At 69.3% G+C, this 26,507-nt stretch carries 23 protein-coding genes and 2 tRNA genes; 14 read left to right on the top strand and 11 right to left on the bottom strand.

From position 1 onward, the window contains the following. Positions 1 to 29 precede the first annotated feature (29 nt). From OHS58_RS38760 to OHS58_RS38770, 3 genes are all read right to left on the bottom strand, one after another. Positions 30 to 434 (bottom strand): SsgA family sporulation/cell division regulator, encoded by a 405-nt coding sequence (locus tag OHS58_RS38760; protein ID WP_247060013.1) that lies wholly within the window; start codon positions 432 to 434, stop codon positions 30 to 32. Between the two features lie 154 nt (positions 435 to 588). After that, positions 589 to 1,818 (bottom strand): MFS transporter, encoded by a 1,230-nt coding sequence (locus OHS58_RS38765; protein ID WP_328645698.1) that lies wholly within the window; start codon positions 1,816 to 1,818, stop codon positions 589 to 591. A gap of 50 nt (positions 1,819 to 1,868) precedes the next feature. Next, a complete protein-coding gene (locus OHS58_RS38770; protein WP_328645699.1) occupies positions 1,869 to 2,342 on the bottom strand; it encodes an Lrp/AsnC family transcriptional regulator in 474 nt (157 codons plus the stop codon). A 213-nt stretch (positions 2,343 to 2,555) separates the two neighbouring features. Here OHS58_RS38770 and OHS58_RS38775 point away from each other — a divergent pair, with 213 nt between their 5' ends. Next, entirely contained in the window at positions 2,556 to 3,551 is a 996-nt protein-coding gene (locus OHS58_RS38775; protein ID WP_326945660.1) for a beta-ketoacyl-ACP synthase III, read from the top strand. Here OHS58_RS38775 and OHS58_RS38780 read toward each other — a convergent pair. Beyond that, positions 3,539 to 5,035: an adenylate/guanylate cyclase domain-containing protein gene (locus tag OHS58_RS38780; RefSeq protein ID WP_326945661.1), complete on the bottom strand. Its 1,497-nt coding sequence runs from the start codon at positions 5,033 to 5,035 to the stop codon at positions 3,539 to 3,541. The two genes, OHS58_RS38775 and OHS58_RS38780, sit on opposite strands and share 13 nt — an antisense overlap. 17 nt (positions 5,036 to 5,052) lie before the next feature. Here OHS58_RS38780 and OHS58_RS38785 point away from each other — a divergent pair, with 17 nt between their 5' ends. Next, a complete protein-coding gene (locus OHS58_RS38785; protein ID WP_328645700.1) occupies positions 5,053 to 5,538 on the top strand; it encodes an FBP domain-containing protein in 486 nt (161 codons plus the stop codon). Here OHS58_RS38785 and OHS58_RS38790 read toward each other — a convergent pair. Both OHS58_RS38790 and OHS58_RS38795 read right to left on the bottom strand, forming a co-directional pair. Continuing rightward, positions 5,535 to 6,368, bottom strand: coding sequence for a class I SAM-dependent methyltransferase (locus tag OHS58_RS38790; protein WP_328645701.1), 834 nt, complete (start codon positions 6,366 to 6,368; stop codon positions 5,535 to 5,537). The two genes, OHS58_RS38785 and OHS58_RS38790, sit on opposite strands and share 4 nt — an antisense overlap. A gap of 15 nt (positions 6,369 to 6,383) precedes the next feature. Beyond that, on the bottom strand, positions 6,384 to 7,079 hold the full coding sequence (locus OHS58_RS38795; protein ID WP_328645702.1) for a FadR/GntR family transcriptional regulator: 696 nt from the start codon (positions 7,077 to 7,079) through the stop codon (positions 6,384 to 6,386). Positions 7,080 to 7,123: 44 nt separating this feature from the next. Here OHS58_RS38795 and OHS58_RS38800 point away from each other — a divergent pair, with 44 nt between their 5' ends. The 3 genes from OHS58_RS38800 to OHS58_RS38810 all read left to right on the top strand — a co-directional run bounded on the left by OHS58_RS38800 (position 7,124) and on the right by OHS58_RS38810 (position 8,483). Next, complete coding sequence (locus tag OHS58_RS38800) at positions 7,124 to 7,285, top strand: hypothetical protein (protein WP_328645703.1); 162 nt, start codon at positions 7,124 to 7,126, stop codon at positions 7,283 to 7,285. Then, a complete protein-coding gene (locus tag OHS58_RS38805; protein ID WP_328645704.1) occupies positions 7,282 to 7,629 on the top strand; it encodes a VOC family protein in 348 nt (115 codons plus the stop codon). Before OHS58_RS38800 ends, OHS58_RS38805 begins: the two co-directional genes overlap by 4 nt. 80 nt (positions 7,630 to 7,709) lie before the next feature. Next, positions 7,710 to 8,483 carry a sulfite exporter TauE/SafE family protein gene (locus OHS58_RS38810; protein ID WP_326945667.1) on the top strand — a complete coding sequence of 258 codons (774 nt, stop codon included), beginning with the start codon at positions 7,710 to 7,712 and terminating at the stop codon, positions 8,481 to 8,483. Here the strand turns inward: OHS58_RS38810 and hisC are convergent. Beyond that, positions 8,473 to 9,528 carry a histidinol-phosphate transaminase gene (hisC, locus tag OHS58_RS38815; protein WP_328645705.1) on the bottom strand — a complete coding sequence of 352 codons (1,056 nt, stop codon included), beginning with the start codon at positions 9,526 to 9,528 and terminating at the stop codon, positions 8,473 to 8,475. The two genes, OHS58_RS38810 and hisC, sit on opposite strands and share 11 nt — an antisense overlap. A 127-nt stretch (positions 9,529 to 9,655) precedes the next feature. Between hisC and OHS58_RS38820 the strand changes: the two genes are divergently transcribed. From OHS58_RS38820 to OHS58_RS38840, 5 genes are all read left to right on the top strand, one after another. After that, entirely contained in the window at positions 9,656 to 10,285 is a 630-nt protein-coding gene (locus tag OHS58_RS38820; RefSeq protein WP_326945669.1) for a dienelactone hydrolase family protein, read from the top strand. Positions 10,286 to 10,370: 85 nt separating this feature from the next. After that, a complete protein-coding gene (locus OHS58_RS38825) occupies positions 10,371 to 12,350 on the top strand; it encodes an acetoacetate--CoA ligase (protein ID WP_328645706.1) in 1,980 nt (659 codons plus the stop codon). A 37-nt stretch (positions 12,351 to 12,387) separates the two neighbouring features. Further along, positions 12,388 to 14,103 (top strand): phosphatidylglycerol lysyltransferase domain-containing protein, encoded by a 1,716-nt coding sequence (locus OHS58_RS38830; protein ID WP_328645707.1) that lies wholly within the window; start codon positions 12,388 to 12,390, stop codon positions 14,101 to 14,103. Positions 14,104 to 14,169: 66 nt separating this feature from the next. After that, positions 14,170 to 14,259: transfer RNA gene (locus OHS58_RS38835), tRNA-Ser, on the top strand. Positions 14,260 to 14,300: 41 nt separating this feature from the next. Further along, positions 14,301 to 14,374, top strand: a tRNA-Arg gene (locus tag OHS58_RS38840). Between the two features lie 397 nt (positions 14,375 to 14,771). Here the strand turns inward: OHS58_RS38840 and OHS58_RS38845 are convergent. From OHS58_RS38845 to OHS58_RS38855, 3 genes are read right to left on the bottom strand one after another with little or no spacing between them, the layout of a single operon-like run. Next, a complete protein-coding gene (locus tag OHS58_RS38845) occupies positions 14,772 to 16,493 on the bottom strand; it encodes an AIPR family protein (RefSeq protein WP_328645708.1) in 1,722 nt (573 codons plus the stop codon). A 10-nt stretch (positions 16,494 to 16,503) separates the two neighbouring features. Further along, positions 16,504 to 19,638 (bottom strand): AAA family ATPase, encoded by a 3,135-nt coding sequence (locus OHS58_RS38850; RefSeq protein WP_328645709.1) that lies wholly within the window; start codon positions 19,636 to 19,638, stop codon positions 16,504 to 16,506. A 6-nt stretch (positions 19,639 to 19,644) separates the two neighbouring features. Next, positions 19,645 to 20,271 (bottom strand): hypothetical protein, encoded by a 627-nt coding sequence (locus tag OHS58_RS38855; protein WP_328645710.1) that lies wholly within the window; start codon positions 20,269 to 20,271, stop codon positions 19,645 to 19,647. Positions 20,272 to 20,674: 403 nt separating this feature from the next. On the opposite strand from OHS58_RS38855, the gene OHS58_RS38860 reads away from it, so the two are divergent. The 3 genes from OHS58_RS38860 (at position 20,675) to OHS58_RS38870 (ending at position 24,192) form a co-directional block, all read left to right on the top strand. Continuing rightward, positions 20,675 to 22,342: a glycosyl hydrolase family 18 protein gene (locus OHS58_RS38860; RefSeq protein WP_328645711.1), complete on the top strand. Its 1,668-nt coding sequence runs from the start codon at positions 20,675 to 20,677 to the stop codon at positions 22,340 to 22,342. Further along, positions 22,339 to 23,694, top strand: a complete 1,356-nt coding sequence (locus OHS58_RS38865; RefSeq protein ID WP_247060034.1) for a cellulose binding domain-containing protein — start codon at positions 22,339 to 22,341, stop codon at positions 23,692 to 23,694. The genes OHS58_RS38860 and OHS58_RS38865 overlap by 4 nt, the downstream gene beginning before the upstream one ends. 114 nt (positions 23,695 to 23,808) lie before the next feature. Further along, positions 23,809 to 24,192 (top strand): VOC family protein, encoded by a 384-nt coding sequence (locus tag OHS58_RS38870; protein WP_247060037.1) that lies wholly within the window; start codon positions 23,809 to 23,811, stop codon positions 24,190 to 24,192. Here the strand turns inward: OHS58_RS38870 and OHS58_RS38875 are convergent. Beyond that, entirely contained in the window at positions 24,179 to 25,507 is a 1,329-nt protein-coding gene (locus OHS58_RS38875; protein WP_328645712.1) for an aspartate aminotransferase family protein, read from the bottom strand. The two genes, OHS58_RS38870 and OHS58_RS38875, sit on opposite strands and share 14 nt — an antisense overlap. 87 nt (positions 25,508 to 25,594) lie before the next feature. On the opposite strand from OHS58_RS38875, the gene OHS58_RS38880 reads away from it, so the two are divergent. Beyond that, positions 25,595 to 26,506: a LysR family transcriptional regulator gene (locus OHS58_RS38880; protein ID WP_326956284.1), complete on the top strand. Its 912-nt coding sequence runs from the start codon at positions 25,595 to 25,597 to the stop codon at positions 26,504 to 26,506. Position 26,507 lies beyond the last annotated feature (1 nt).

Consider the following 26,507-nt stretch of genomic DNA (forward strand, 5'->3'; position numbering starts at 1 on the left):
CCTCGCCGCGGGAATGGGAGGTTTGCGGGTCAGACGTTGCTGATCTCCTCGATCAGCCCGTCGACGTCGAAGTACGCGGCCTCTTCGCCGAGCGGCACCAGCTCGTAGGACGCGTCGAGGAACGTGCGGACGTCCTCGATCTCCAGCTCGAACGACGCATAGCCGTCCGGTGACTCGATTTCGAGGGTCAGGAAGTCTTCGTCCGCGGACAGGTCCGGGCGGACGCGGACGTCGCCCAGGCCGGCCGGCTCGTCCAGGCCTTCGACGAGCAGCTCACGGGCGAACGTCCACTCGATCCACCGGCCGCGCTCGGTCCGGAACGCCACGGTGACCGCGAACGGCTCCTCGGCGTGGTAGGAGAGGCGCGACAGGACGGGCGTGGTGCTCTCGTTCAGCACCACGAACTGGCTCTGGTGTACGGCTTCGGTGTGCACGGGCCCTCCTGGAGTCTCGCTTCGGTTCGCGCGGCGCGAACTGTTCGCCAAGGAGATGACCAGGGCCGACGGTCATGACGAAGAAACCTTCACGTTCACTTGATCGGTTGCATCCGTCCATTGTGGTGTAACGCCGGGCACATACCCCTTGCGCTCAGGCGGCAACGGATGGTGACGGTTCGCGCAGCGCGATCGGCAGCTTCTTCCGCAGCACGAGCAGGGCCGGGACGGCTGCCGCGCAGGTCAGGGCCAGTACCGACCACGTCAGCGCGTTGCCGATGCTGAGCAGAGCGGACAGCAGGCCGGGCGCGAGCGCCACCGGCAGGCCCCAGGACAGCTGGAAGATCGAACTCGCGCGTCCCTCGGCGCCCGGGGGAGCGGCCGCGGCCGCCGCCGCGGTCCCGGTCGGGCCGAACATCGCCTCCGCGATCGAGAAGCCGAGGCTCGTGAAGAGGATCAAGCCGGTGGCCACCGGCAGGGAAACGGCCTCCAGGGGAATCAGCAACCCGAAGCAGGCCGCGAAGATCGTCGCGGCGCCGATCAGCCCGGCCGTCCGGCTGTGGCCGGCCAGCAGCGCGACGATCGGGCGCTGCCCCGCCACCACGACCACGGTGCCGAGCGCGATGGCCGTCCCGGCGATCCACTGTGGACCGTGCAGCAGGTCGTGGACGACGAGCGGCAGCACCGCGAACTTGCTCGCGCTGGCGAGCGTGAAAGCCATGTGGGTGACGCAGAAGCCCGTGAACGGCCGGTCGCCGAGCACCGCGCGCCAGCTGCCCGAAGCGGCACTTTCACGTGAAAGTGCCGCGCCCAGGTGGTCGCTTTCACGTGAAAGTGCCGGGAGCAGCCGGATCAGCACAGCGGCGACGGCGAAGCTGGCCGCGTTGACGTAGGCGAGCAGGTGGAAGGTCCACGGGCTGGTGATCGCGGGCAGCACGGCGATCGCGCCGGCGCCGATCCCCGCGCCGGCGAACCGGCCGGCGGTCTGGGTGGCGAGCACGCGGTCGGTGTCCCGGCCCTCGGTGAGCCGGGCGGTCATCGGCGCGTTGCACGTCCAGAAGAGCCGGTCGCCGACCCCGGCGACGACCGTCACGACGATCACCTGCCAGCTGCTGTGCACGAGGGGGTAGGCGCAGAAGGCACCGATGCGCACCACGTTGCCGGTGATGAGCAGGGCGCGCGGGCCGAACCGGTCCATGGCGGCGCCGGCGGCCGGCCCGGTGACGAGCGCGAGCAGGGCGCCGGTGCTGAGCGACGTGCCCGCGTCGAGCAGGGTGAGGCCCTGGGCGTGCACCAGGAAGAGCAGGGCGAACGGACCCCAGAGCCCGCTGCCGAGCGCGTCGATCAGGGTCGCGACCAGGAAGATCCGACGGTTCCGAAGCATGCTTCCCCCCAGGTGGACAGCGCTCCAGGCTATCGGCCCGCGGCGCCCGCCTACGGGCCGAGCGGCAGGTTGAGGCCCACTTTCACGCGGTCCATCGCCACGCTCGTGGTGAAGTGCCGGACGTTCGGGTTGTCGAAGAACATCCGCCGGGTGAAGGCCTCGAAGCCCACCATGTCCGGGCACGTCACGATCAGCACGAAGTCGGCGTTGCCGGTGACGTAGTAGCACTGCTGGACGCAGTCGTCGCCGAGGACCTGGCGGCGGAAGGCGTCCAGGACCGCGAGGTTCTCCCGTTCCATCTCGACCATGACCACGAACGTCATGCTGAGCCCGAGCGCCCGCGGCGAGAGCACCGCCACCTCGCGCTCGATGACGCCCGCCTCGCGCAGCCGCTTGATCCGCCGTTGCACCGCCGCGGCCGAGAGGCCGACCTTCGCGCCGATCGTCTCGGCGATGGTGCGGGCGTCCGCCTGCAGGCAGGCGAGGATGGCGATGTCCAGCTGGTCGAGGTCGGGTGTCTGCACTCCAGCAGGCTAACCGGGAGCACCGACGATCCGCCTGGAGTTATCGGGCGCCTCACTCGCTCGTGACCGTGCTCACTACTCCGTACACAGGTAAGATGAAACAACTTTTTCAGTGACATCGAACACAACTGACCGGTCTACCAGGGGGTAGCCCATACAAGTGGAAGACCAGCCGGATTCTCCGCCAACCCGCCGGCGTGGGGAGGCTCTCCCGTGCCCGCACCTGCCGCCGTGTTGACCGGACTCGGCTCGTGGCTGCCGACGAAAGTCCTGGCCAACCACGAGATCGCCGCCCGGCTCGACACCTCGGACGAGTGGATCCGCACTCGCACGGGAATCCGCGAGCGCCGCGTCGCCGGACCCGGTGAGTCCACTGTGGATCTCGCCGTCGGCGCGGGCCGCAAGGCGCTGGCCTCCACCGACGGCGGCGCCGACGTGGTCGTGCTCGCCACCGCCACGCCCGACCAGCCCTGTCCGGCCAGCGCGCCGCAGGTGGCCGCCCGGCTCGGGCTCGGCACCGCCGCGGCCTTCGACGTCAACGCCGTGTGCAGCGGTTTCGTCTACGCGCTGGCCACCGCGGCCGGGTTCATCGCGGGCGGCATCGCCGAGCGCGTGCTCGTGATCGGCGCCGACACCTTCACCACGCTCATCGACCCGGAGGACCGCACCACCGTCCCGATCTTCGGCGACGGCGCCGGCGCGGTCGTCCTGCGCGCCGGTGACGCCGACGAGCCCGGCGCGTTCGGGCCGTTCGACCTGCACAGCGAGGGTGAGCACGCCGACCTGCTGTGGGTCGAGGCCGGCGGCTCGCGACGCCGGCTGTCGGACGACCCGGGCGACCGCTTCCTCGCCATGCAGGGCACCGCGGTGTTCCGGCACGCCTGCGCGCGGATGGCCGAGTCGTCGCGGACGGTCCTGGAGCGCGCGGGCTGGATGGTCGGCGACGTCGACCGCTTCGTCGGGCACCAGGCCAACATCCGGATCCTCCAGGCGACGGCGAAGCAGCTCGGCATGCCGGCCGACGCCGTGGTGGCCAACATCGACCGCGTCGGCAACACCAGCGCCGCGTCCATCCCGCTCGCGCTGGACGACGCCCGGCGCGACGGCACCCTCGCGCCCGGCAACCGCGTCCTGCTCAGTGCGTTCGGCGCGGGCCTGACCTGGGGTTCGACGGTGCTGCGCTGGCCGGAGCTGGGTCAGCCGTCCTGAGGTTCCGGGCCGGCTGTCCAGGTCGGCGTCGGCTCCTGGCGGCCGCGCAGCTCGAGCGCGCCGTGCTCGGTCCAGAACGCGCGCTCGCCCCGCAGCGCGCCGGACACGGCGGCGTCGCTCGCGAGGATCCGTGACGGCACCGCCTTGGCCAGCTCGGTGAGCCGCGCGGCCTCGTTCACGGCGTCGCCGATCACGGTGTACTCGAACCGGCTGCTGCTGCCGAGCTGCCCGGCGAACACCGGGCCGCTGGAGACGCCGATGCCGAGGTCGAGCTCGCCCGTCTCGCGCACCGCGTCGCGGATCGCCCGGGCCGCGGCCAGGGCGGCGGTCGGCGCGTCCGAGAGCCGCGTCGGCGCGCCGAAGACGCACAGCGCGGCGTCCCCCTGGAACTTGTTGACCAGCCCGCCACGGGCGTTCACCGCGGTGACGACGGCGGCGAACAGCCGGTTCAGCTTCCCGACCAGCTCCTCCGGCGGCGTCCGGTAGGCCAGCGCGGTCGAGTCGACGACGTCGACGAACAACGCCGTCACCTCGCGGACGTCGCCCGACAGCGAGGCGCCGTACTCCAGCGCGTGCCGGGCGACCTCGGCGCCGACGTGCCTGCCGAACAGGTCCCGCATCCGCGCCTGCTCCCGCAGCCCGGAAGCGAGCTGGTTCACCGACGTCTGGAGCAGGCCGATTTCGCTCGAGTCGTCGACGTCGACGACGACCTCGTTGTCCCCGCGGGCGATCTTGTCGAGCGCCACGCGCAGCCGGTGCAACGGCGCGGCGACGGCCCGGGCCAGCAGCGCCGTGCCGAGCGCGCCGACGACCAGGCCGATCACCGACAGCATGATCAGGCTGGCGGTGTGGTCGCCCGAGCCGAAGTCCGGCGGCGTGGCGACGAGCAGCACGCCCACGAGCGGCACCCCGCAGGTCAGCGCCCACGTGACGATCAGCCGCGTCAGCACGGTCACCGGCAGCGACCCGCGCGGCGGGACGACGTGCAGCGCGATCGTCATCACCGGCCGCGCCACCCACTCGGCGGCCAGGTAGGTGAGCCCGACGGTGGTGAGGCCACCAAGCCCGATCGTGGTGGCCATCGCGGCGGCGTCCGCCGCCGAGCCGAGCACCCCGGCGAGCACCCCGAGGACGGTGGTGCCGATCAGCCAGAGTGTGCCGCTGACCACGGCCATGTCGACGGGCAGCCGCAGCGCCCGCCGGGCCTCGCTTTCGGCGGGCGGGCGGCCGAGCACGAACCAGATCGCGGTGCGCCGCTGCAGCCAGGCCGTCCACAGTGTCCCGACGAGCAGCGAAACGGCGACGATCCCGGCCGCGACGATCCCGAGGATCCAGCCGCGGTCGCCGACGTCGTTGGGCAGGCCCTGCAGCAGCAGGAGCAACGCGACCACACCGGAGCCGGCGACACTGGAGCCGAGCCCCAGCCCGGCGAAGCCCAGGCTGGTGCGCAGGACGACCCGAAACCTCCCGGCGTTCTCGCGCACGGCGTTGATCGTATGGCGTGCGCCGGGAAAAGGCGTGGCCACGCCCCTCGGCGGCCGGTTACCGTGCCAAGGGCGTCACGCTGCCCGCCCGGCCCGAGGAGATCCCGTGGGACCGGCGCGAGTTCCTCGGCTGGCGTGACCCGAAGGCGCCCGGCCGCGCCTACCTCGTGCTGCCGTACGACGGCGAGGTCGTCGGCCTCGCGCTGCGGGCCGCGCCGTCGCCGAAGTCACGGCTGCGCAGCAACACCTGCGGCTTCTGCACCACGACCCACGGCCTGGCCGACGTCACGCTGTTCTCCGGCAAGCGCGCCGGGAAGCTCGGCCGCGAGGGCAACACGCTGGGCATCTACGCCTGCGGCAACCTCGGGTGCTGCCAGTACGTGCGCGGCGAGCTGAAGTCCGACGTGCCCCAGCCGGTCGAGACGCTCACGCTGGACGAACGTCTCGCGCGGCTCGAGGAGAAGGTGCACAAGTTCGTCGCGCGGGTGCTCGAGTCGCGTTAGAAGCGGTACCGCGCGATGTGCGCCATCTTCGCCAGTGGCGGGACGAACTTCAGCATCCGCAGCTGCAACCGCGTGACCGGTCGCACCCGCGCCATGACCGCCGGCGTCGTCCAGTGTCCGGCGTCCAAAGAGGACACGTACGTCAGGCCGTAGCGCTCCAGCTCGCGTGGGTTGTCGACGCCCCAGATCAGCGTCGCGCCCGACTTGCGGACCGGCGTGTTGAGCTTCTGCGCCTTGATCCCCAGCTTGCTGAACAGGTCGCAGATCAGCTGGCCGGACGGGAACTTCGCGACCAGCCGCCGGACCAGCTCCGTGCCCTCGTCGGCCGTCAGGTACATGGTCAGGCCCTCGGCGACGATCAGCGCCGGCCGGTCCGACGGCACCTGGTCGAGCCAGCCGAAGTCGACGACCGACGTGCCGATGTTCGTGTGGTTGGTTGCCGCCGCGTAGAGCTTCTCGCGCAGGGCGACGACCTCGGGGTAGTCGACGTCGTACCAGTGCACGGTCTCCGGCGGGGCCAGGCGCTGGAACCGCGTGTCCATGCCGCAGCCGAGGTGCAGCACGATCGCGTCCGGGTGCGCGGCCAGGTACTCCGCGGCCCATTCGTCGATCGGCTTCGCCCGCAGCACGACGGACACGGCGGCGTCGCGGGTCATGCCGAGCTTGGTGAAGTCGTAGTCGATCTGACGGACGGCTTCATCGGCGGCGTGGTCGCCGAGCACCGGGTCGGCCTCGCGGCTGTCGAGCGCGCGGCCGTAGAGGGTGGCCAGCATGGTGGCCTTTTCTTCGGTGAAGTGGACCTTCTCCATCACGACCCCCAGAAGTTTCACAATATTGTGAAAAGGCTAGCGCTCTTCGGGGTGCGCGGCGTAGTCGTGCGCGTAGGTTTTCGCGTCGACCAGGTGCTTGAGGGTGCGCTCGCGGGCCTCGGCCGGGTCCGCGCGGCGGATCGCGTCGAGGATCGCGCGGTGGTCGTCGACGGCCTTGCGGATCTGCCCCGGCAGCCGCAGCGCCGCCCGCCGCTCCTCGCCGACCAGCGCCAGGACCGACCGCAGCAGCCCGGCGACGTCGTCGTTGCCCGCGTTCTGCGCGATGACCCGGTGGAACTCGGCGTCGGTGGCGATCACGCGCAGCATGTCGCCGTCTTCGGCGGCCTTCGCCATCTCGGCGACGTTGTCCTCGAGCCGGCTCACGACCTTCGCCGTGGCGTGGCGCGCGAGCCGGTCGGCCAGCGTCGGCTCGACGGTCGCGCGCAGGTCGAACAGCTTCTCGACGAGCTGGTCGTGCTCGGTGAACCAGGTGCTCAGCGGCTGGTCCCGCGCCTCGGCGACGTAGGTGCCGGAACCGGCGCGGATCTGGACGTACCCGATGGAGTCGAGCACGCGCAGCGCCTGCCGCAACGACCCGCGGCTGATGCCCAGCTCCTCGCACAGCACGCGCTCGGCGGGCAGCCGCGACCCCGGCGCCAGCTCGCCGGAGTCGATCATCGCCCGCAGGTGGTCGACGGTCGCGCTCCAGACCTGCTCGGTGTCCTCGCCCACGGGCCCATCCTGCCGCACGCCGGGAATTGTCGGGGGTGGCTGCCATGATCACGGACATGTCCGTCATCGAGACGTGGGAAGCGTGGGCGCGCGGTCGAGCGTGGCTGCCGGCCGGCGAAGCCGGGCGCGGCCTGTACGGCGCGCTGGGCCGGCGCGTGGTCTCCTCGGTCGGCCCCGCTCACGTACCGGAAGAGGAAGCGGCATGACCGCACGGTTCAAGGACCTCGCGCTCGACGCGAACGACCACCAGGCTCTGGCGGACTGGTGGTGCTCGGCGATCGGCTACGTCCGCCACGCCTCCGCGGCGGAGCGGCCGCCGACTGACCCGATCCCGATCGCCGACCCCGCCGGCAAGGGGCCGTTGATCTGGCTCAACCCGGTGACCGAGCCGAAGACGGTCAAGAACCGCATGCACCTGGACGTCGTGGGCGACCGCGCGGAGCTGCTGGCCCTGGGCGCGACCATGGTGCGAGAGGAGGACGACGACATCCGGTGGGACATCCTGGCCGACCCGGAGGGCAACGAGTTCTGCGTCTTCGCGCCTGAGTGACCACGCCGTGACTGTCTGACCAGACACATCTGCGTCGCGGGACCCGGCCACCTTGCTTAGGCTCCGCACGTGAGTGCTTCATGACGTGGTGGCACGCGGCGATCGTCCTGGTCGCCGGGATCTGGGCCGGGACCATCAACGCCGTGGTCGGGTCGGGGACGCTCGTGACGTTCCCGGTGCTGGTCGCGCTGGGGTACCCGCCGGTGACGGCGACGACCTCCAACGCGATCGGGCTCGCCCCCGGCACCCTCAGCGGTGCCTGGGGTTACCGGCACGAGCTCAAGGGCTACTGGCGGCAGACCGCGAAGTTCGCCGTCGCGTCGTTCCTCGGCGCGATCGGCGGCACCATCCTGCTGCTGTCGCTGCCGAAGGACGCCTTCGAGGCCGTCGTCCCGATCCTCGTCGGGCTGGCCGTGGTCCTCGTGATCGTGCAGCCGCGCGTCTCGAAGTGGGTCGCGAAGCGCCGCGAGGAGAACGGCGCCGAGCACAAACCCGGCCCGCTGCTGATGTTCTTCATCTTCCTGATCGGCATCTACGGCGGTTACTTCACCGCCGCGCAGGGCGTGATGCTGATGGCCGTCATGGGGATGCTGCTGTCGGAACCGCTGCAGAAGCTCAACGGCGTGAAGAACGTCCTGGCCGCCGTGGTCAACGTCATCGCCGGGCTGATCTACGCGTTCGTCGCGCCGATCAGCTGGCCCGTCGTGCTCTGGCTGGCGATCGGCTCCACCGCCGGCGGCTTCCTCGGCGCGAAGATCGGCCGGAAGCTGCCGCCGGCGGTGCTGCGCGGCGTGATCGTCGTGGTCGGCACGGCGGCCGTGATCCAGCTGGTCGTCAAGCAGCTCAGCGGCTGAACTCGCGCGCCGCCGCCAGGAACAGGTCGTTCTCCTCGGGCGTCCCGATCGTCACGCGCACGCCGTCACCCGCGAACGGCCGCACGATCAGCTTGCGGTCCAGCGCGTGCTCGGCGAACGGCACCGCCTGCGCACCCAGCGGCAGCCAGACGAAGTTCGCCTGCGTCTCGGGCACCTGGTAGCCGGCCGCGATCAGCGCGTCCCGGACCCGGCCGCGCTCGGCGACGATGTCCTTGCACCGGTCCAGCAGCTCGTCCGCCGCGTCGAGCGACGCCAGCGCCGCCACCTGGGCCAGCATGTTCACCGAGAACGCCACGTACACCTGCCGCAGCGCGTCCGCGATCGCCTCCGGCGCGACGGCGTAACCGACGCGGAGGCCGGCGAGGCCGTACGCCTTCGAGAACGTGCGCAGCACCATGACGTTCGGCCGGTTGTGCGTGTACTCGACGCCGTCGGGGACCTCGTGGTCGGTGACGAACTCCTTGTACGCCTCGTCGAGCACGATCAGCACGCGCTCGGGGACGGCGTCCATGAACCGCTCCAGCTCGGCGCGGCGGATGGCCGTCCCGGTGGGGTTGTTCGGGTTGCAGACGAAGACCACGCGCGTCCGGTCGGTGATCGCCGCGCGCATCGCGTCGAGGTCGACCTCCTGGCCCTCGGTGATCGGCACCTTCACCGAGACGGCGTTCGCGACCTGCGTGACGATCGGGTACGCCTCGAACGAGCGCCAGGGGAAGATGACCTCGTCGCCGGGCGCGCAGAGGGCCTGGATCGTCTGCTGGCACAGCGAAACCGAGCCGCAGCCGATGGCGACGCGCTCGATCGGCACGCCCAGGTCGCGCGCCAGCCGCTCGCGCAGCAGCTGCGAGCCGGTGTCCGGGTAACGGTTGATACCGGCCGCGGCCTCGGCGATCGCCGCCGCGACGCTCGGCAGCGCGCCGCCGGGCACCTCGTTGCTCGCCAGCTTGATCGCGCCTTGGATCGTCCGGCCAGGGACGTATTTCGGCAACGATTCGAGATCGGCACGCGGGGACACGGACGACATCTTCGGCGCTCCTGGTAATCGGCGGGACGGCCCGTCCACCGTATCTTTCCCGGCCGCCGTCCCGCGACTCCCTTCTGGCGGGACCTCGGGGTTCCTTCTGTTCACCCCGAGGTGATTGAGTTACGCAATGACGTCGACCAGCACCGTGGACTACCAGCGCACCGACGGCCCCAGCCGCCGCCTCACCTTCGCGGAACCCGAAGGCGCGCTACGCGGCGGCCTGGTCGTGCTGCACGAAGCGGACGGCGTCACCGACGGCGTGAAGCTGCTGCTGGCCAGCCTGGCCACGGAGGGCTGGCTGACCGTCACGCCCCACCTCGACGGGCAGCCCCTCACCCAGCAGGACCTGCTCGACGCGACGGACATCACACTCGCCTGGCTCGTCGAACGCGGCGTCCAGGGGGACCTCCTCGGCGTGATGGGCTTCGACCTCGGCGGCACGGCGGCGCTCGTCGTCGCCTCGCACCGGAAGCTGGGCGCCGCGGTCAGCGTCGGCGGCCAGCAGGCCGTGGAGCTGCCCGCGCTGGTCGAGATCGCCGGCAAGCTCACCAGCCCGTGGCTCGGCATGTACGGCGACTCCGGCGACGAGGCGGGCGGCGCGGAGGTCGAGCGCCTGCGTGACGCGGCCGCGTCGGCGAAGGTCGCCACCAACGTCGTCCACTACCCGGGCGCCAACCACCGCTTCGACGCCGATCCCGGCGCCGCCGCGGAGGCCTGGCAGCGCACGCTCAACTGGTTCGACGCCCACCTGCGGTAGGTGTGGGCCGGCACCACCCCCGGTGCCCGACCCGTGTCGGTTCCGACCACGGTGACTTCCTGATCAGAGGGATTAGGCTCGGGGCGTGACGCACACCGCCGACGCTCCCGAAGTCCTGTGGCGCCCCGAGCCGGGCCACGTTGCCGACACCAAGATCGAGGCGTTCCGCCGGTGGCTGGGCGCCGAACGCGGCGTCGAGGTGGACGACTACCAGTCGCTCTGGGAGTTCTCCGTCGAGCGCGGACCGGACTTCTGGGCCGCGGTCGCGGACTTCCTCGGCGTCCGCTGGCACGGCCGGCCGGGTGAGGTGCTCTCCGGCGGGATGCCGGACGCCGTCTGGTTCGCGGGCGGCACGCTGAACTACGCCGAGCACGCGCTCACCCCCGGCGTCGCCGGCGCCGCGAAGGGCGACGAAGAGACCGCGGTGATCTTCCACCGCGAAGACGGCTTCGCGGATCAGCTGACGTACGGCGACCTTCGCGCGCAGGTCGCCGCGGCGCGGGCGGCGTTCGTCGAACTGGGTGTCGGCAAGGGCGACCGCGTCGTCGCGCTGGCGCCGAACTGCCCGCAGACGCTGGTCGCGTTCCTCGCCGCGGCGAGCATCGGCGCGATCTGGTCGTCGTGCTCGCCCGACTTCGGCGTCCGCGCCGTCGCGGACCGGTTCGTGCAGATCGAGCCGAAGCTGTTCTTCGCCGTCAACGCCTACGCGTACGGCGGCCGCCAGTTCGACATCCGCACCACCGTGGCCGACCTGCGGGAGAAGCTGCCCTCGCTGGCCGCGACCGTGCTCGTCGAGTACGTCGGCGACGGCCGGCTGGAAGGCACGCACGACTGGGCTGAGCTGCTCGCGAAGCACGAGGGCGCGCCGCTGGTGTTCGAGCCGGTCGAGTTCGCGCACCCGCTGTGGGTGCTCTACTCGTCGGGCACCACCGGGCTGCCGAAGGGCATCGTCCACGGCCACGGCGGCATCACGCTGGAGCACCTCAAGGCCCTCGCCCTGCAGACCGACCTCGGCCCCGGCGACCGGTTTTTCTGGTTCAGCACCACCGGCTGGATGATGTGGAACTTCCTCGTCTCCGGCCTGCTCGTCGGCACGACGATCGTGCTCTACGACGGCAACCCCGGCTACCCGGACCTCAACGCGCTCTGGCACCTGGCCGAGCAGCACCGCGTCACGTACTTCGGCACGTCGGCGCCGTTCATCCAGAGCTGCCTGAAGGCCGGCGTCAAGCCCGCCGAGCGCTACGACCTCACGGCGTTGCGCGCACTCGGCTCCACCGGCGCGCCGCTGAGCGTCGAGGGCTTCCGGTGGATCGTGAACGAGGTCGGCGGGCGGGTGCAGATCTGCTCGGTCTCCGGCGGCACCGACCTGTGCGCGGCGTTCGTCGCGTCGGCGCCCGACGTCCCGGTCTGGCTGGGGGAGCTGTCCTGCCCGGCGCTCGGAGCCGCGGTCAACGCCTTCGACGAGGCCGGCAACGCCGTCGTCGAAGAGGTCGGCGAGCTGGTCATCACCAAGCCGATGCCGTCGATGCCGGTGTTCTTCTGGAACGACCCGGACGGCTCGCGGCTGCGTGAGGCGTACTTCGAGATGTACCCGGGGTTGTGGCGCCACGGCGACTGGATCCGGATCACGAACCGGGGCTCGGCGGTCATCTACGGCCGCAGCGACTCGACGCTCAACCGCGGCGGCGTCCGGATGGGCACGGCGGAGTTCTACCGGGTCGTCGAGGGCTACGACGAGATCGCGGACTCGCTGGTCGTGGACACCTCGGCGGCCGGGAACGAGGACGGGCAGCTGCTCTGCTTCGTCGTGCTCTCCAGCGGCGTCGAGATCGACGACATCGAGCCCACGCTGCGGAAAGAACTCCGTAGCGCCTTGTCACCGCGCCATGTACCCGATCGGTTCGTAGTGGTTTCCGAGATACCTCGTACCTTGAACGGTAAGAAGTGTGAGGTACCGGTCAAGAAGATCCTCGCCGGTGTGGCCCCTGACCGGGCGGTCAGCCGCGACGCGCTGGCCAACCCGGCGGCGCTGGCGCCGTTCGTGGAGCTCGCCGGGGGGTAGATGGGGGAAGCATGATCGTCCACAACGGGTTGTACAGGTGGTGACGGGGACTCGCGCGCAGACCACCTGGCGGGTGGCGGGGGCCACTTCCGTGGGGGTGATCACCTGGGTGACCCGGTTGGCCGGACTGATGACGCTCGTCGCGGTCCTGGTCCCGGCCGGGCGCCGGAACCTGCGCGGGCACCTGTCGGAGTGGCTGGAGCTGCCGCAGGAGGCGACGGTCGCCGCGGCGACCGTCGCGCTGGTCACGGGGGTCCTGCTGGTGCTGCTCGCCGCCGGGCTGCGACGTCGCAAGCGGCGCGCGTGGCAGCTGGCGGTCGGCGCGACGGTGCTGCTCACGGTGTCGCACATCGGGCTCAAGCACGTCTTCGGCGCCGGCCTGGTGGCGGTGGTGCTGCTGGTCGGCCTGATCGCGACCAGGAAGTACTTCGTCGCGAAGCCGGATCCGGTGGTCGGGCGCTGGCGCGCGGTGCGGAGCTTCGTCGAGCTCGCGCTGGCCGGGTTCGTGCTCAACCTCATCCTGCTGTCGGTCGCTTCGCGCGCGGTGCTGGAGCCGATGAGCTTCCCGGACCGGCTGGCGGAGTCGGCGCTGGCGCTGGTCGGCGTCAGCGGGCCGGCGGTGTTCCACGGCATGTGGCTGGAGGACCTGACGGCGGCCGTCGGCCTGCTGTTCGGCATCGCCGCCGTCCTGGTGTCGGCGTACTTCCTGCTGCGCTCGGCCGAGCCCGCGCCGCGGCTGAGCGACGACGAGGTCGAGCGCCTGCGCAAGCTGCTCGACGAGCACGGCGAGCGTGACTCGCTGGGCTACTTCGCGCTGCGCCGCGACAAGTTCGCGGTGTTCTCCCGCACGGGCAAGGCGGCGGTCACCTACCGCGTGATCGCCGGCGTCGCGCTCTGCTCGGCCGACCCGCTGGGAGACCACGAGGCGTGGCCGGGCGCGATCGAGGAGTACCTGGAAGTCTGCCGCACGGGCGGCTGGGTCCCGGCGGCGATGGGCGTCTCGGAGCTGGGCGCGACCGTCTGGGCCCGCTTCGGCCTGGAGGTCCTGGAGATCGGCGACGAGGCGGTCGTCGACGTCGACGGCTTCACACTGGACGGCCGCGTCATGCGCGGCGTCCGCCAGGCGGCGGCCCGCACGAAGCGCGCGGGCTACAAGGTCCTGGTCCGACGCACGGAAGACCTGCGCCCCGGCGAGCTGGCCGAGCTGGAGGTGCTGGCCGCCAACTGGCGCGGCACGGACACCGAGCGCGGCTTCTCGATGGCGCTGGGTCGCATGGGCGACAAGGGATCGGTCCTGGTGACGGCCGAGCAGGGCGGCCGGGTGCGCGGCGTCCTCCAGTTCGTCCCGTGGGGACCGACGGGCCTGTCGCTGGACGTCATGCGCCGCGACCGCACGGCCGACAACGGCGTCAACGAGCTGATGATCTCGGAGCTGCTGCTGTCTGCGGCCCGCCACGGCGTCGGGCAGGTGTCGCTGAACTTCGCGGCGTTCCGGGCGTTGATGGAGCAGGGCCAGCGCATCGGCGCCGGCCCGGTCGCCAAGACGGCGGCGAAGGTGCTGCACTTCTTCTCGCGCTGGATCCAGATCGAGACGCTCTACAAGTTCAACGCCAAGTTCCAGCCGCGCTGGGTCCCGCGCTACCTGGTGTACCCGGGCGTCCGCGAACTCCCGCGCGTCGGCATCGCGACGTTCGAGGCGGAAGGCCTCGGCGGACGATCTCCACGCCTGCTCAGGCTGTTGCGTCGGGCGTGACGGGGGGTGGTTACCGAGGGGGTTCGGGGGGTGTGTAACCTATCTGAGCAGTGGTCGTTGGGCCCAGGAGGCTTCGCCTAGTCTGGTCTATGGCGCCGCACTGCTAATGCGGTTGGGGGTAACCCCCCCTCCCGGGTTCAAATCCCGGAGCCTCCGCTGGTACTCGGTTCGCCGGGTGCTAGGTTACAACTGAACACGCGCCCGTAGCTCAGCTGGATAGAGCATCTGACTACGGATCAGAAGGTCAGGGGTTCGAATCCCTTCGGGCGCACGTCTGGTTGAGACAGCACTAGAGCCCCCTCGCAAGAGGGGGCTCTTTTGTGTATGCGCTGACCTCGAGGGGTTGAGGGCTCGCTGAGTGTGTCGATCGCCAATCACCCTGCTCTCATGGCTATCGCGCCGGCGGTGGTGGTTCGGCGGACCACGGCGGACCCGGATGTCCGCCGGGCTTCTCAGCGTCGGGCGCCACGCCGCCCGAAACCGGTTCGTGAGTACCGATCGCATAAGCGAACGTCTGCCTGGACGCACTGGAACCGGACGAATGCCGCTGCACCCGACCAGCCTCACGCACCGGCCATCGTACCGGTACCCGAGCCGTGTCCCGTTGCGATGGTGATGAGTGGTACCGGGGCACCTCTCGTGGGAGGCGCTCCGCCCGAAACGGCGATTCAGTCTTGAAGCAACTCTTGGTGGAATCGGTCGGCGAAGCGCTGCGTCCGCACCATTTCCCCGACGGGAACCGACGGTGGCTCGGCGTCCATGGCTCGTTGGAGCGGACGTAGAAACCGGGTGAAGAGCCGTTCCGAGGCATTGGGATCCCAAATATCGTGCAGCAGCTGCGCGCACTTCTTCTCGGCGGTGCGGGGGCTGTGGTCCACCGCCCCGTCGCCCAACGACTGGAGCCTGACCGCGGAGAGGAGGTGGTACCGCGCCGGCGCGTACTTCTTGTCGATGCGTTTGTTCCGCAGCAACCATTCGACGCGGTACAGCGTGGCGGCTGCCAGGTAGTAGTACACCGGCTGCTGCCCCGGTCGGAACAGTTCTCGGCCACGTTCCTGCAACAGCGACTTGAAGTGACCGACGCCTGCCGGCTCGTCGAGGAACATTGCGAGGTATGCACGCGTCAGTTGGGGCCGCCCGATCACGCGTACCTTCTCGACGTCCTTGCGCTCGCTGTACTGCTTTGAGCGTCGCTCGTAGTAGAGGCGCCGTTGCTTGTCGCGGCTGTGCTCGAAGTACTCCTCGAGCAAGCGGTGAAAGTCGTCTCGGACACTGAGGTCCTCTTCGCTGATCACTGTCTGCCGGTTGGTCGCCGCAGCGATCCCGCTGATCACGTCTTCGTCCTGCGTGTGCACGACCAGCAGCTTCACGTGGACCGCGTCGGTGAGCTCCTGGCGCTGGTCGAAGAGCACGTGGCAGGTCTGACACCCGTTCACGATCTGGAAGTCCGTCAGGACCACGTTGTCGCCGATCGGGTGCAACCCGCGGGTCACGATCGTGATCCCCAGGTTGTACAAGGAGAACAAGCCACGCTCTGCCGGATCGCACAGGGTGTCCCGGATCTTCGAGTTCACCTCGTTGTAGCCCTGGAAGTCGCGGAAGTTTTCGTGGAAAAGGGTGCGGCGCAGCCGGCCTGCGTCGTCGGTGAGCACGAGGTCGACCAGCTCGGGAGCTGTGATGAGTCCTGTCACCGCTTGCTCCACGGCAGAAGTGCTCGGTACGACGACCCGCCGGGGCATCGGAAACGTCACCGTCACGGAGCTGGTCGCTCGCCGGTAGAGCGTGCGCAGGTGGTGCTGGGTCCGGCATTCGAAGGAGACCTCGTCGAACATCCCGGTCGCGATCAGCTTCTGTTGCGCGCTGGTGGCCTTCTCTGTGATCATGGCAGCTACCTCACTGCCTGTACTGACGTAGAACACGTGTAGCCGTGGCAGCCTGCCGGCGAGTTTGCCGATGTTGGCGTAGACCGCCTCGTGGAGGCAGCGGCGGATGTTCTGGACGTCGTCCGATGCCGGGTAGGGGAGATCCTGCGGACGAATCAGGTGGAGGAGGTTGTCCGCGAGGTCGGAGATCACCCGGCTGTCGAACCGGCTGCTCGTTTTGGCTTGGATGAAGACGATGTCCACCGCAGGCCGGATGCGGTTGTCCATCACGCGCACGACGTCATCGGCGTCGTGCAGCAAGTCCCCGTCGACCAGCACGGCGAACGCGTCGATGCCGAGATCGTTGCCGCCGCCGGTGCGGAAGCTGTCCGGAGCGAACTCGTTCTCGTAGAACGAGCTCAGCACGCAGTAGGCGGCGAAGGCCTCGAAAGCCTCGCTTTCCGGCAGGGCAGTCAAGTCGTGGGTCTTCTGGAACTCGCGGGTCAGCCCGCTAATCACCACGTCCACGGGAGCTCCTTCACCGACCGAGCCGGGCTCTTGTCACGACTTCCTCGGGCGTCAGGGCACTGGACGGGTGGTGACTCAGGCTCATCGGAGAGCTGACCCGGCGGAACGGTTCACCTTCGGTCACCAAGTAGAACTCGCCGGCGTTGAGCCGCGAGATGTCCATCACCGAACTGCCTCGCCGGGCGGCCATCTCTTTCGCCGCGGCGACCTGGACCGGGCTATTGATGAACCCGAAGTACTGCGTCGCGGTGTTGCCCACGATGCGGTTGTGGATGCCTTTCGGCGCCTGTGTCGCAAAGACCAATCCCAGCCCGTACTTGCGTGCCTGTGAGACCAGCGCGAGCGTGCTGGCGGTGCACGCTGTCATCGCGCCTGACGGTGCGAGCGTCTGCGCTTCGTCCATCACGAACAAACCACCGAGGGGACGGTCACCTGCCGGGTTGTTCTTTATCCAGGCGAACAACGCCATTTGCAGTTGGTTGACGAACCCTTGCCGCTGGTGCTCGCCCGGCAACCCGACCAGGCTGATGACCGAGACCCGCGCTCGTTTGCCTGCGGTCGGCGTGAGCAGTGTGGCCGGGTCGAACATGGTTCCACGGCCACCGAAGAGCGGGTCGTTGATCACGGCAGCGCGCAGTGTCTCGGCCAGTTCCGTGGCTACGGTGCCGGCCCGAGAGAACGACGTGATGCCTTCAGGCAGGTCGGCCAGCAGGTCTAGAAAGGCCTCGAGGTCGCCACCCCCGCGGTGTGCGAACTCGGTGAGCACTTCGCGAAGAAGAGCTTGCGCTCGATCAGCCTTGGCGGTGGCGCTGTCCACCCGGGCACGCGGGGCCAGTGCGGCGACGGCGGTTTCGAGTGCTTGCCCGAACTCGTCCGGGTCGTCGACGAGCGCAGCGAGGTCTGGCAGCGGTCGGAAGCTGAGTGGACGGCCACCTTCGATCCGCGGTGTCCACACCACCACCTCGGTGTCGCGGAGGTAGCGCTCCGCCCGCGTCTCGTCACCCGGTCGCCAGCCGGGCGGCGGGGCCGGCCAGGGGTCACCCAGTCGGGCCAGGTCGTTGTTCGGGTCCAGCACGATCGACGACACACCTTGCAGCGCGCACTCCTCGATCAACCGGCGAAGGAGCACGGTCTTACCGGAGCCGGACCCGGCGAACACAGCGGTGTGCTTGCGCAACGAGAGCAGTGAACCGTGCACCTCCGTCCCATGCTCTGTCGTGCCGAGTGGAAGCGTCGGTGGCTCATCCGTTTCGAGATCGTCGAGCGGTTCCGAATCCGGATCGACGGGTGGCCAGCCGAAGAGCGGCTGGACCGCATCGGGCGGTGGTTCGGGCTCGGGTGCGGGACCGTCGACTGGTGAGCTGGGATTCCCGAAAACGGTGCGGAACAGCGTGGTCTTGCCCGCTGGGCGCCGCGCACGCAGCCACCGGTCGAACTCGGGGTCCATGGCGTTGCGCAGCTGTGTCAGCGCTGCGAACACCTTGAGGTCTTCCGGCGAAACGCGATCGATCACCACGCCACCGGCCTTACGGAATGCGGCGAGCCGTTGGCCGGCCTTCGGCGTGTTGGTCGGCCAGTTTCCGGTGCGCAGTACGTACGCCCGTCGATGCGGGAACTCCGGATCGAGCCCTGCGCTGTCCTGGAGTCGCTTCAACACCCGCTGGGACGCCGGCGGACTCGAAGTGGCTATCGCTCGGAAACTCCAGCTCTGTTCGACGTCCGATCCGTCCGGGGGCAGCCGAAGCTGGGCGTGGAACCACGGGTTTCCGCCCGGCCGAGGGGCGACCTCGAAGGGACGGGCCTGCTCGATCGCGTAACAGTTCAGGGTACCTTCGAGGATCTCGGCCATGCGGCTGTTTTCGGTTTCCGGCTGTACTGCGTCGCGGATGTCTGCAGTCGCGACCAGAGTGGCGTACTTTTCGTCCAGCGCCGACAGGGTGGACATGGCAGGTACCGTGGAAGCGGGCGCACGGTCCTCCGACAGAGCCGTCATCTCACGCAGCTGCCCGGAATCCAGGCAGCTCTGGACGTGCCGCCGAACGGTCTGGAGGAGTTGCCGCGCGTTGACGCGGACCACCTCGTCGAAGGCGTCCGGAAGAACCGGCCAGGTGGGGTAGGGCGGGTGAAAGCCTGCCTTCTCGTAACGCGGCGCGAACCACGCGGCGATCAGGGCACGGCCGACCTCCGGCGAAGGGATCCGGTCCAGTCGGACTTCCGGTTGCTCGAATCGATCGAGCGCCGAGCCGATGGCGAAGCGGCGGATCCGTTCCCACGAGTGCGGCTGACAGGCCACTACCGTCGCGGTTCGTGCTGTGGTGTCCCGGAGGTCCATCAGGCCGACCATGAACTGGTCGAGCACCTGGATCGCCTCCGGCTCGACATCGCCCGTGCCCCGTGCGGACCTGGCGGTCAGCTCGTCGATCTGATCAATGGTGAGCAGCGTTGGGCCAGTCAGCGCGAGGAGCCGGGAGATCGCCTGGACCCGCTGCTTAGCAGGCCTGACCGTAGGCAGAATGCCCCATTGGATGCGTTCACCGGGGACGGATTCTTCGTCTCCGGTCAAATAGCTGTCGGCGATGTCACGGGCCTCGGCGTCGCCGGCGCCCAGCAGGATCAGCGCTCTTGCAGCGTGTCTGCTTTCCTGGCCCCATCGGGGTGCGACCAGCTCCAGCCGCTCGATGATTTCGTCGAGGAGCGGTTTGGCCAGGGTGTGGCGGTTCGTCAGCCGTTCTTCTTGTTCCTGCGACAGCTCCAGCCTCTTGGTCAGACGATTCAGCCACCTGGTCAACTGGCTGCGGCCGTCGGGGCCAGGCTGGCGCAGACCTTCTAGGTAGGTCTTCGCGATACCGGACCAGAAGTCACTGATGTGCAAAATAACGGGGAAGAAATAGCCGCGACGGCAGACGTTCTGGTAGGCGGCACCGAGCACGTGTGTCTTGCCGGAGCCGTGCTCGCCGACCACCGCGACGCTCAGGGGGCTGCTTCCGGAGCTTGCGTCAGCGTCGTCGAACGCTGCCATGATGGCTCGTAGCGCGTGTTCGTTCAGCTCGGGTACGTGTGCGTCGGATGGCTGCCAGACGTCTTCGGTACTTGCTGCCCAGTCGAATCGCAGTTGCTGTAGTGCGCGGCGGACACCCTCGTCCATGCCCCCTCAGCTCTGTTTGATTGCGATCAGGTGTTTGTCCTGGTTGCCGATGTGAACCGCAGCTTTTCTGTCCGCGTCCGATATGTTCTTCTGGCTGACTTCGGAGATCAATTGGACCTCCGGAAGCAGGTCAAGTCGTAGTAATGCCTCGTCAACAGCCGCCTGTGGTAGTGCCAGCTTGTCACGCAGCTTGGCGAGTTTCAGCCAGCTGCCCGGTTCACCTGTCAACGCCTGGTAAGCAGCACGTATTTCGGCATCGACATCGATTTTTGGTGCGGGCGGTTCGACGTTCGCCAAAAGCACGTCGGCCAGGGTGGTCTTGGTTGTCGTGAGGTGCCGTTCGAACAGGTTCACGACCGAGTAGAGCACGCGGTAGCCCCGGTCTGCTCCCGTCGGGGCGGCAGCGCGCAGTTCGTCGCGGCAGGCCGCCCACCCGTCCTCGGTGAGCTCGTGGATGATGCTGTTGTGCGGCCCAGGTCTGAGCGTGACGTATTCGTGTTCGACCAGCTCGTCACGCACCGGTTTTTTGATCACGAAACCGCAGGTTTCACGAATTTGTGAGTTCGAGGCGGCATCGCCGAGTGTCATGAGGACCAGCAAAGCGGCTCGCGCGGGGAGGCTGAGCGGTTCCATGCGATTCACCTTAGTGACGTCCACCGTTGGCGCCACGCCTTTCGCTCGACCGGAGCAGCGGTCGACGGAGCACGTCTACCGCCGCTCCAGGGTTCGCCACCAGCCTCCAGTGATCACGGAATGTAGTCTTAGTGATGCTTTGAGTAGTAGTTCGACATGCGAGACGATCGTCGAGCTCGGCTGCTTTGCGTAACTGGACTGGACCACCGAACCGGCAACGCCGATCACAGGTTTAAGCCGTTCAGCCGCCCTTCGGCACTCTCCGTACTCGTGCTTCCCTAATTGGTCTGGACCACGTACCGTCTTCGCAAACGGCACAAAAACACCAACTGGTCCCCGTCGGTGGTGTTCGTGAACGCCGTGCCCGGAACGTCGCACAAAGCACCTGCGTCAAGGGAGACGAATGTCCAGAAAGAGATGGCACCTCCTCGGTCTGTTCACCGCGGTCGGCGCGATCGCGGTCGGCCTGGTCACCGTGCCGGCCAGCGCGGCCGGCGGTGTCGGCGCCAGTTTCACCAAGGGCTCCGACTGGAGCACCGGCTACGAAGGCAAGTACACGATCGCCAACGGCTCCGGCTCGACGCTGGCCGCGTGGACGGTCGAGTTCGACCTCCCGTCCGGCGCGAAGATCGCGTCGCTCTGGGACGGCAGCTACACCGCGGCCGGCCAGCACGTCACCGTCAAGAACACCTGGAACGGCAACGTCGGCAACGGCGCGAGCGTCAGCTTCGGCTTCAACGTCAGCTACTCCGGCACCTACTCGGCGCCGGCGAACTGCAAGCTGAACGGCGGCTCCTGTGACGCCGGCGGTGGCACCCCGACCACCACGCCGACGACCCCGACGCAGCCGACCACGACGCCGACCACGCCGACCACGCCGCCGACGACGACCCCGCCGACGACGACCCCGCCGACGACGACCCCGCCGACGACGACCACGCCGCCTCCGCCCGGTGGCCTGAAGAACGTCGGCTACTTCGTGCAGTGGGGCGTCTACGGGCGCAACTACCACGTCAAGAACATCGAGACCTCGGGTTCGGCGAGCAAGCTGACCCACATCAACTACTCGTTCGGCAACGTCAAGAACGGCCAGTGCACGGCCAACGACGACCCGTACGCCGACTACCAGAAGACCTACGACGCCGCGGGCAGTGTCGACGGCGTCGCCGACACCTGGGACCAGCCGGTGGCCGGCAACTTCAACCAGCTGCGCAAGCTGAAGAAGCTGCACCCCGGGCTCAAGGTGATCTGGTCGTTCGGCGGCTGGACGTACTCCGGTGGCTTCGGCCAGGCCGCGCAGAACCCGGCCGCGTTCGCGCAGTCCTGCTACAACCTGCTGAAGGACCCGCGCTGGGCCGACATCTGGGACGGCATCGACATCGACTGGGAGTACCCCAACGCCTGCGGCCTGAGCTGTGACACCAGCGGTGCCGCGGCCTACAAGAACCTGCTGTCCGCGCTGCGGTCGAAGTTCGGCTCGTCGTTCCTGGTCACCTCGGCCATCTCGGCGGACGGCAGCAACGGCGGCAAGCTCGACGTCGCCGACTACGCCGGTGCCGCGGCGTCCGTCGACTGGTTCAACGTCATGACCTACGACTACTTCGGCGCCTGGGCGCCGCAGGGTCCGACGGCGCCGCACTCGCCGCTCACCAACTTCACGGGCATCCCGACGCAGGGCTTCTACTCCGACGCCGCGATCCAGAAGCTGAAGAGCAAGGGCGTCCCGTCGAGCAAGCTGTTGCTGGGCATCGGGTTCTACGGCCGCGGCTGGACCGGCGTCACGCAGAGCACCCCGGGTGGCACCGCGACCGGCGCCGCGCCCGGCACGTACGAGGCGGGCATCGAGGACTACAAGGTCCTGAAGAACAGCTGCCCGTCGACCGGCACGTTCGCCGGCACCGCGTACGCCAAGTGCGGCAGCAACTGGTGGAGCTACGACACCCCGGCGACCATCGGCGGCAAGATGTCCTACGCCAAGCAGCAGGGCCTCGGCGGCGCCTTCTTCTGGGAGCTGACCGGTGACACCGGCAACGGCGAGCTGATCACCGCCATGAAGAACGGCCTCTCGTGAGAAGCCGCTGGTTGTCCGCACTCGGGCTGGCGGCCGCGGCCGCCACGGTCGGTGCCGTGTTCGTGATCGCTCCGGCGAACGCGGCGGGCGGCGTCTCCGCGACCTTCGCGAAGGGCTCCGACTGGGGCACCGGCTACGAGGGCAAGTACACGATCGCCAACGGCTCGGGCTCGACGCTGCCGACCTGGACGGTGGAGTTCGACCTGCCGGGCGGCGCGAAGATCGCGTCGCTCTGGGACGGCAGCTACACGGCGGCCGGCCAGCACGTCACGGTCAAGAACACGTGGAACGGCAACGTCGGCAACGGCGGTAGCGCGAGCTTCGGGTTCAACGTGACGTACTCGGGCGCGTACTCCGCTCCGGCGAACTGCAAGCTCAACGGCGGCGCGTGCACGGCCGGGGGCACCACCCCGACGACCACGCCCACCACCCCGCCCACGACGACACCGCCGCCGACCACCACGCCCCCGAACCAGCCGGGTGGCCGCGGCGCGCCGTACCTCTACATGGGCTGGGGCAACCCGCCGAACCCGCAGACGGTGATGAACGCGACCGGCGTCAAGTGGTTCACCATGGCGTTCGTCAACGCCTCCGGTGGCTGCAACCCGGCGTGGGACAGCAGCCGTCCGCTGAGCGGCAGCGCGGACGCGACCGCGATCGCGCAGATCAAGGCGGCGGGTGGCCAGGTCGTGCCGTCGTTCGGCGGCTGGAGCGGCAACAAGCTCGGGCCGAACTGCTCGACGCCGGCCGCGCTGGCCGGCGCCTACCAGCAGGTCATCAACGCGTACGGCCTCAAGGCGATCGACATCGACATCGAGAACTCCGACGAGTTCGAGAACGAGGCCGTGCAGGACCGCATCCTGAACGCGCTGAAGATCGTGAAGCAGAACAACCCCGGGATCCAGACGATCCTGACCTTCGGCACCTCGACGACCGGCCCGAACTACTACGGCAACCGGCTCATCGACCAGTCGAAGGCGCTGGGCGCCGGGGTCGACATCTACACGATCATGCCGTTCGACTTCGGCGGCGGCGCCAACATGTACGCCAGCACGACCGGCGCGGCGAACGGCTTGCGGGACAAGCTGAAGTCGACGTTCGGGTGGAACGACGCCACGGCGTACAACCACCTCGGCATCTCGGGCATGAACGGCCTGTCCGACCAGCAGGAGCTGACCGATCTTTCGACGTGGACCCAGATCACGAACTGGGCCAAGACGAACAAGATCGGCCGCCTGGCGTTCTGGTCGGTCAACCGCGACCGCGGTTGCCCCGGCGGCGGTGTGCAGGCGGCGTGCAGTGGCATCGCGCAGAACGACTGGGACTTCACCAGGGTGACGGCGGGCTTCTGACGCTGTCCTGAAAAAGGCCTCCTTGCCGGCTCCCCGGGCCGGCAAGGAGGCCTTTCTCATACCGCGTCTTATACCGGGCGGATCCTGTCCGGTATCGGTTCTAACGTCGTCGGCATGACCACACAGATCGCCTCGCTGCGCATCATCACCGACGACGTCGCCCGGCTCGTCGGCTTCTACGAGCACGTCACCGGCCTGCCGGCGACCTGGGCCACGCCGGACTTCGCCGAGGTCGCGACGCCGGCGTTCACCCTCGCCATCGGCAGCACGCGGACGGTCGGGATCTTCAGCCCGGGCTCGGCGCGGCCGGCCGACAACCACAGCGCGATCATCGAGTTCCTCGTCGACGACGTCGACGCCGAGTACGCCCGGCTCAAGCAGGGCGAGATCGAGTTCGTCACCGAGCCCACGACGATGCCCTGGGGCAACCGGTCGCTGCTCCTCCGCGACCCGGACGGCACGCTGGTCAACCTCTTCAGGCCGGTCAAAGCGTCTTGACGGCGTCTCCGATCGCCTCGTCGAGGATGGCCAGGCCGAGGGAGATCTCCTCTTCGGACGCCGTCAGCGGCGGGGCGATCCGGAACACCCCGCCCATGCCGGGCAGCTGCACGATGTTCATGTGCAGCCCCAGTTCGAGGCAGCGGCTGGTGACGCGTGCGCCCAGTTCGTCCGAGCTGCGCTTGGTTTCGCGGTCCACGACCAGTTCCAGCCCGGCCAGCAGCCCGCGGCCACGGATGTCGCCGACGACCTCGTGCCGGTGCGCGATGCGCTCGAGGCCGTGCCGGAGCAGGCCGCCCAGCTGCAGCGCGCGCTCGTCGAGGCGGTCGCGGGTCAGGACGTCGAGCACGGTGTTGCCGACGGCGGCCGGCAGCGGGTCGGCGACGTGCGTGGTGAAGAACAGGAACCCGCGGTCGTGCGCCTCCTGCTCGATCTCGGCGCTGGTCAGCACCGCGGCGAGCGGCAGGCCGGCGCCGAGCGTCTTGGAGAGTGTGAGGATGTCGGGGACGACGCCGTCGCGCTCGAAGGCGTACCAGTTGCCGGTGCGGCAGAGGCCGGTCTGGGCCTCGTCGACGATCAGCAGCATGCCGCGCTCGCGGCACTTTTCCCGCAGCGCGGCGAAGTAGCCCGGCGGTGGCTCGATGATGCCGCCGGAGCTGAGGATCGGCTCGACGAGGCACGCGGCCAGGCTGCCGACCGACTGCGCGTCGATCATCTCGAAGCCGAAGTCGAGCTGCCGCCGCCAGTCCAGTTCGCCGTCGGCGCCGGTGAAGTCCGGCCGGTAGCGGTTGGGCGCCGGGATGGCGAAGTTGCCGGGCGCGGCCGGGCCGTACCCCTTGCGGCCGGCGCTGTAGGTGGCGCTCGCCGCGGCCTGCGTCATGCCGTGCCACGACCGGGCGAACGAGACGATCTCGTGCTTGCCGGTGACGAGTTTCGCCAGCCGGATCGCGGCCTCGTTGGACTCGGCCCCGGTCGTCAGCAGCAGCGCCTTCTCCAGCGGCGCCGGGAGCGTCTCGGCGAGACGGCGCGCGAGGTCGACGACCGGGCGGCTCAGCATGCCGCTGAACAGGTGATCGAGCTTCCCGACCTGCCGCCGGACGGTGTCGACGATCTCCGGGTGCGAGTGCCCGAGGATCGCGCTCATCTGGCCGGAGGTGAAGTCGAGGATCCGGCGGCCGTCTTCGGTGAAGACGAAGCTGCCTTCGGCGTGGTCGATGATCTCGTGGGTGAAGGCGCCGCCGTAGCGGACCAGGTGCTTGTCGGCGTCGGCCCAGAAGGCGTCTGCGGAGGTGGTCTCGTAAGTCGGAGCAGCCATGCCTTCGACGGTAGGTCCGGTCCGAGCGTCACGTCCATCTCACAATTCCGGCTGTCCTGTTCGGTTGATCCGAACAACAATGGACGGATGTTGAACCCGTGGCGCCTGCGGCTGCTGAGCCGCCTCGACACCCTGGGCACGGTCCGCGCGGTCGCGCAGGACGCGAACCTGAGCGCGTCGAGCGTGTCGCAGCAGCTGGCCGTGCTCGAAGCGGAAACCCGCACCCAGCTGCTGGAACGCACCGGCCGCCGGGTCCGGCTGACGCCCGCGGGCCTGATGCTGGCGCGGCGCGCGCGGGCGATCCTCGACCACATGGACACGGTCGAGGCGGAGCTGCGCGGCCTCGGCGACGAGCCGGTCGGCCTGGTGCGGCTGGGCGCGTTCCAGAGCGCGATCCACACGATGGCGGTCCCGGCGGTGACTCGGCTCGCGGCGACGTACCCGCACCTGGACGTCGAGCTCCTGGAGCTGGAACCGCACGAGAGCATCCCCGCCCTGCGCGGCGGCGACGCGGACGTGATCATCACGACGACGGACTTCGTCGAGCTGCCCCTGGGCCCGGACCTGGACATCGTCCCGCTGGCCACCGACCCGATCGTGCTGGTGACGGCTTCGGGAGGCCCGCCCGTCTCCCTGGCGGCGTTCGCGGACGAGCCGTGGGCGCTGGACGTCCCGCAGTCGTACATGGCGAACCTGACGCTGCGCCTGTGCCGCGAGTCCGGTTTCGAGCCGCGGGTGGTGTGCCGCTTCGCCAACTACCTGATGACGCTGCAACACGTGGAGGCCGGCCTGTCGATCGCGCTGCTCCCGGGCCTGGCGGTGGACCGGCGGTATCGGGTGGCGACGCGGGAGCTGACGACCCCGGTGAACCGCACGATCGTGGCGGCGGTGCGCCGCGGGTCGCCGCTGCGAGCGGCGGTGAACGTGGTGCTGGAAGCGTTGCGACAGCAGCCGGACCTCCCAGCCCTGGCCGAATGGTCCGGTGCAGGCGCAGACTGAG

This window comes from Amycolatopsis sp. NBC_00348 (genome assembly GCF_036114655.1).
In the GTDB taxonomy this organism is placed as follows: domain Bacteria; phylum Actinomycetota; class Actinomycetes; order Mycobacteriales; family Pseudonocardiaceae; genus Amycolatopsis.